This is a genomic window from uncultured Arenimonas sp., assembly GCF_963976025.1.
Classification (GTDB): Bacteria; Pseudomonadota; Gammaproteobacteria; order Xanthomonadales; family Xanthomonadaceae; genus Arenimonas.
The window spans coordinates 1-4,975 of the sequence record NZ_CAXBJS010000191.1; the positions used below are offsets into that span (position 1 = coordinate 1).

Annotated in this window: 4 protein-coding genes; all 4 read left to right on the forward strand. The window is 70.1% G+C overall.

Going from position 1 to position 4,975, the window contains the following annotated elements:
* A partial coding sequence (locus AACZ35_RS12385) for a TonB-dependent receptor (protein ID WP_339829765.1) occupies positions 1-1,310 on the forward strand: 1,310 nt, incomplete at its 5' end.
* Positions 1,311-1,413: 103 nt separating this feature from the next.
* Positions 1,414-3,810 carry a DUF1631 domain-containing protein gene (locus tag AACZ35_RS12390; RefSeq protein ID WP_339829767.1) on the forward strand — a complete coding sequence of 799 codons (2,397 nt, stop codon included), beginning with the start codon at positions 1,414-1,416 and terminating at the stop codon, positions 3,808-3,810.
* The gene (locus tag AACZ35_RS12395; RefSeq protein ID WP_339829769.1) at positions 3,807-4,157 is read left to right on the forward strand and encodes a PilZ domain-containing protein; all 351 of its coding nucleotides are present in this window, start codon (positions 3,807-3,809) and stop codon (positions 4,155-4,157) included. Before AACZ35_RS12390 ends, AACZ35_RS12395 begins: the two co-directional genes overlap by 4 nt.
* A partial coding sequence (locus AACZ35_RS12400) for an FAD:protein FMN transferase (RefSeq protein WP_339829771.1) occupies positions 4,132-4,975 on the forward strand: 844 nt, incomplete at its 3' end. The genes AACZ35_RS12395 and AACZ35_RS12400, both read left to right, overlap by 26 nt.

The window sequence follows — 4,975 nt, forward strand, 5'->3', positions numbered from 1 at the left end:
GCTACGGCCGCGTCGGCGCCAGCGCCGGCACCGGCGCCGGCACCGACGAGCGCGGCTTCGGCGTCACTGCCGGCTGGCAGCGCCTGCGCGGCTTTTCCGCCACCAATGCCGACAGCTGGGGTTACGACCCCGACGACGACGGCTACCGCAACGTCAACCTGGGCCTGCGCGGACGGACCACGCTGGGCAGCCAACGCCTGGCCTTCAGCGCGGTCGCCACCGAAGCCGACGTCGAGTTCGACCAGGGCGACACCCGTGCCCGCAACAGCTCCGCCGGCCTGAGCCTGGGCGGCGAACTGGGCACCAACTGGAGCCACCAGCTGGCCCTGGGCCATGCCCGCGAGGACCTGGACACGGTGTCGGGCTTCTCCAACGCCTTCCGCAGCCGCCGCACCAGCCTGGACTGGGTGAACAGCCTGGCGCTGGGCCCCTCGGGCACGCTGAACCTGGGCGTGAACTGGCAGGACGAAGAGGGCATTTCCTCGAACGTCTTCGATGGAGAAACTTTCTCACGCAGCCGCAGCAGCCGCGCCGCCTTTGCCGGTTACGGCGGACGCTGGGGCAGCCAGCTGCTCGATCTTTCGCTGCGCCGCGACCACAGGAACCAGTTCGGCGGCGCCACCACCGCCAACGCGGCCTGGGGCTGGAACTTCAGCCCCGACGCCCTTTTGCGGCTGTCGTGGGGCGAAGGCTTCCGGGCGCCGAACTTCAACGAGCTCTATTACCCGGACACCGGCTACGGCTTCGCCGGCAACCCGGACCTGCGCCCCGAGCGCTCGGAAACCCTGGAAGCGGGCCTGTCCCTGGCACCGGCCACGGGGCATACGCTCGGCTTTTCGGCCTACCGGACCCGCGTTCGCGACCTGATAGCCTTCGCGGCCCCGGGCACCAACAATGCCATCAACATCAACCGCGCCCGCATGGACGGCGTCGAGCTCGACTACCGCTACGACGGCGAGGCCTGGACCTTCGGCGGCAACCTGGCCTGGCTGGACACCGAGGACGAGGCCACCGGCCTTGCCCTGCTGCGCCGCGCCCGGCACAAGGCGCACGCGGACGTCGGCTACCGCTTCGGCAATGGCCTGGAACTGGGCCTGGACGCCGACTACGCCTCGTCCCGGCGCGACGTCGGGGGCAATCCCGGCGCGTATGCGATCGCCCACCTGCGCCTGGCCTGGTCCCTTTCACCGTCCTGGCGGCTCGAAGCACGCATCGAAAACCTGACCGACCGCGACTACACCCTGGTGCAGGGCTACAACACGCCCGGCCGCAGCGGGGTGCTGGGACTGGTCTGGAACGGCAAGCACTAGTGTTTCCGGCCACCCGCGACAACGGCGTCGCGGGTGGCCCGGCCCTAGGCGCGGGCGCCCGGGTGTGCCTAGAATCGCGCTGGGGAATCACACGGAGAGACGGATGTCCGCATCCGCACCACCTCCGCACGCGTCGGCACCGACGCTGGCGTCGCGGCCATTGCCGGATCGGGTACGCGGCCTTCTGGGCGGCATCCTCGAGTATGCGTCCGACGAAATCGAACGCACGCTGGTCGGCACGCTCAATGAATTCGAGCAGCAGCTGTTCAAGTACGCCGAACAGGCGCGCAGCAACATCGTGCAGACACGCTGGCTCGAGGCGCAGCGCCTGGTCAAGCGCACCCGCCCCGACCTGGTGCCGCGTTTCCTGATCGCGCTCGAGGCCGAACTGGCCTGCGTGCGCGACGCCGTCAGCCCGAAGGCCATGATCGGCGGTTTCCGGTTCAACCGGGACGAACTGGCCCTGGTCGACAACCTCGAAATGGACGAAGCCACGGTGCTCGCCGAGGTCTCGGGCCGCATCGAGGTCCGCAGCAGCCTGCCGCTTTACCTGCTTGGCCAGCGTTTTGGCGTGCTGGCGGGCAAGCCGGCCTTCGATGCCGAAACCCTGCCGGTCGGGCCGCACGCCCTGTGCCGCATGCTGCGTTCGGCGGCCGAATGCCTTGAACTGAGCGCCGAACACCGCGCCCTTCTCTACCGCACCTTCGAACGGCACCTGTCGCCGCTCTACGGCGCCTTCATCGAATCGATAAACACCTACCTGGCGCGCAACGGCGTGCTGCCCAACCTGCACTACGTGCCGGTGCGGGCGCGGCCGACCGGCACCACCACCGGCCCGGCCAAGGCCGCCCGGGACGGCGCGGCCGACGAAACCACTGCCCGCGCCGGCGGTGCCCGCGCCGACGGCGGCGGTAGCAGCGGCGGTACCGGCAGCGGCTCTGGTGGGGGCGCGGGCGCGGGCGGGGGCTCTGGCGGCATGGGCACGGGCGGCGGCCAGGACAGCGGCACCGCGGCCAGCGACGACAGCTTCCAGCAGATGCGGCACCTGCTGGCCGGGCGGCGCCAGCTGCTGGGCAAGCTGGTCGGCGGCGGCGCCGGTGGCGGCGCGCGTTCGGCGCCCGGCAATGCCGTCGTGGTCGAACCGGCCCTGGTCCAGGAAGCCCTGGGACTACTGCAGAAAAAACCGCCGGCACCGGTGATGGTCAACGGCAAACCGGCCGCACGCACCGTCAACCACCTCAAGCAGGACCTGCTGGCCCAGCTGCGCCAGGCCACCCCCGACGGCAAGTCACCGGCGCTGCCCGAAGAAGACAGCGACGCCATCGACCTGGTCGGCATGCTGTTCGACCACCTGATGAAGGACGTGCGGCCCAACAGCCCGGCCTCGAACCTGCTGGCCAAGCTGCAGGTGCCGCTGCTGCGCGTGGCCCTGCAGGACAAGGGCTTCTTCACCCGCCAGCAGCACCCGGCCCGGCAGATGCTCAACGCCATCGCCGAAACCGGCGCCTACTGGCTGGGCGAAGACGACGCCGACCAGCAGCTGGTGGGCAAGATGCAGTCGGTGGTCGACCGCACGGTGCGCGAGTTCGACGGCGACCTGGGCGTGTTCAGCAACCTGCTCGAAGACCTCAGCTCGCATCTGCAAACCGTGTCGCGCAAGGCCGAGGTGGCGGAAAAGCGCCACGTCGAAGCCGCCCGCGGCAAGGAACGCCTGGCCCTGGCCCGCGAACGCGCGGCGACCGTGGTCGAGGCCATGCTCAAGAAGCAGAACCTGCCGCGCTTCACCCATACCCTGCTCAGCCAGGCCTGGACCGACGTGATGGCGCTTACCGCCCTGCGCCAGGGCGAGGACTCCGACGCCTGGCGCCAGCAGCTGGAAATCGCCGAACGCCTGGTCGGCGTCGCCAAGGCCGGGCCCGGCGCCGCCGGTATTCCCAGCAGCGAGGCCGCCGCGCTGCAGCAGGACATCCAGGGCGCGCTTACCCAGGTCGGCTACCACGACGAAGAGGCCTCCGCGATCGCCCAGCGCCTGGTCGACCCGCAGGGCGGTGCCGCCGCCGACGACGATTCCGCCGCCAGCCGCACCGAACTCACCATGCGGCTCAAGGCCCGCGCCCGGCTGGGCGAGGACCTTCAGGAATCCAAGAAAAAGAAGAAGGTCATCCTTACGCCCGAAGAGCAGGCCCGGCTTGAGCAGATCAAGCACCTGCCCTTCGGCACCTGGTTCGAGTTCACGCTCAACCAGCAGGGTGAAAAGGTCCGCCGCCGGCTGTCCTGGTTCTCCACCGTCACCGGCCACGTGTTGTTCGTGAACCATCGTGGCCAGAAGGTCGGCGACCACACCCTCGAAGGCCTGGCCAAGGCCATCGCCCAGGGCCAGGTGAAGGTGGTCGAGGAAGAAAAGGGCACGCTGATCGACCGCGCCTGGAGCACGGTGATGAATGCCCTGCGTTCCTTCGCCGGCCAGCCCAAGACCGGCAAGGAGGCCCCCGCGCGATGAACACCGAATACCGCCGCGCCAAGCGCCGCAAGGTCGGTTTCGACGTGGATGTCACCGACACCATGACTGGCCATGTCATCGGCAAGCTGAGCAACCTGTCCGAAACCGGCATGCTTCTGATCCTGGGCGAGGCCCTGACCAGCGACGCCCTGTTCCAGCTGCGTTTCACGCTCAAGGACGGCGACGGCAACTCCCGCGCGGTCGAACTGGGCGCGCACGAACTGTGGTCGGACGAAGCCGCGGCGCCGGGGCAGGTCTGGACCGGTTTCCGCTTCATCGACATGGCGCCCGATGACGTGGCCTTCATCCGCGGGTGGGTGGATGCCCCGGGCAGCCAGTACGTCTGACCCACGTCGCTGGCTGGCACTTGCCGCCGCCCTGGCGCTGGCGGCCTGCGGACCGCCGCCGGAACGCGTCGAACAATTGCTGGTGTTCGGCTCCACCGCCGAGATCCGCCTGCGCGGCGCCGACCCCGACGCCGCCCAGGCCGCGCTGGCCGAACTCTCCGCCGCACTGAACCAGCGCCACCGCGAGTGGCATGCCTGGGAACCGTCGGACGTCACGCGCATCAACGAAGCCTTCGCTGCCGGCAAGCCGGCCCCGGCCCCGGATTCGGTCCTGGAACTGGTCCGCCTGGCCCGGCCGCTGTCGGTGGCCACCGACGGTCTGTTCGACCCGGCCATTGGCGGCCTGGTCGAAGCCTGGGGTTTCCACACCTCCACCTATCCCATCCTGACCCCGACCCCGCGCGACGAAACCCTTGCCGCCTGGCTGCAGGACCGCCCGCGCATCACCGGCGTGCACATCGAAGGCACGCAGCTGCGCGCCGATGACCCGCGCACCCAGCTCGACTTCGCGGCCATGGCCGAAGGGGTCGCGGCCGCCCAGGTGGTCACTACCCTGCAGCGCCACGGCGTGCACGACGCGCTGGTGAACCTGGGGGGCGATGTCACCGCCCTGGTCGGCAAGGGGTCGCGGCCATGGCGCGTGGCGCTGCGCGACCCCTTCGGTGGCGTGCTGGGCACGGTCGAACTGGGCGACGCCGAATCCCTTTTCAGCTCCGGCAACTACAACAAGTTCCGCTATTCCGCCGCCGGCGCCAGGCAGGCCCACATCCTGGACCCGCGCACCGGCCGGCCCGCGCGCGGCACCGCCTCGGCCGTGG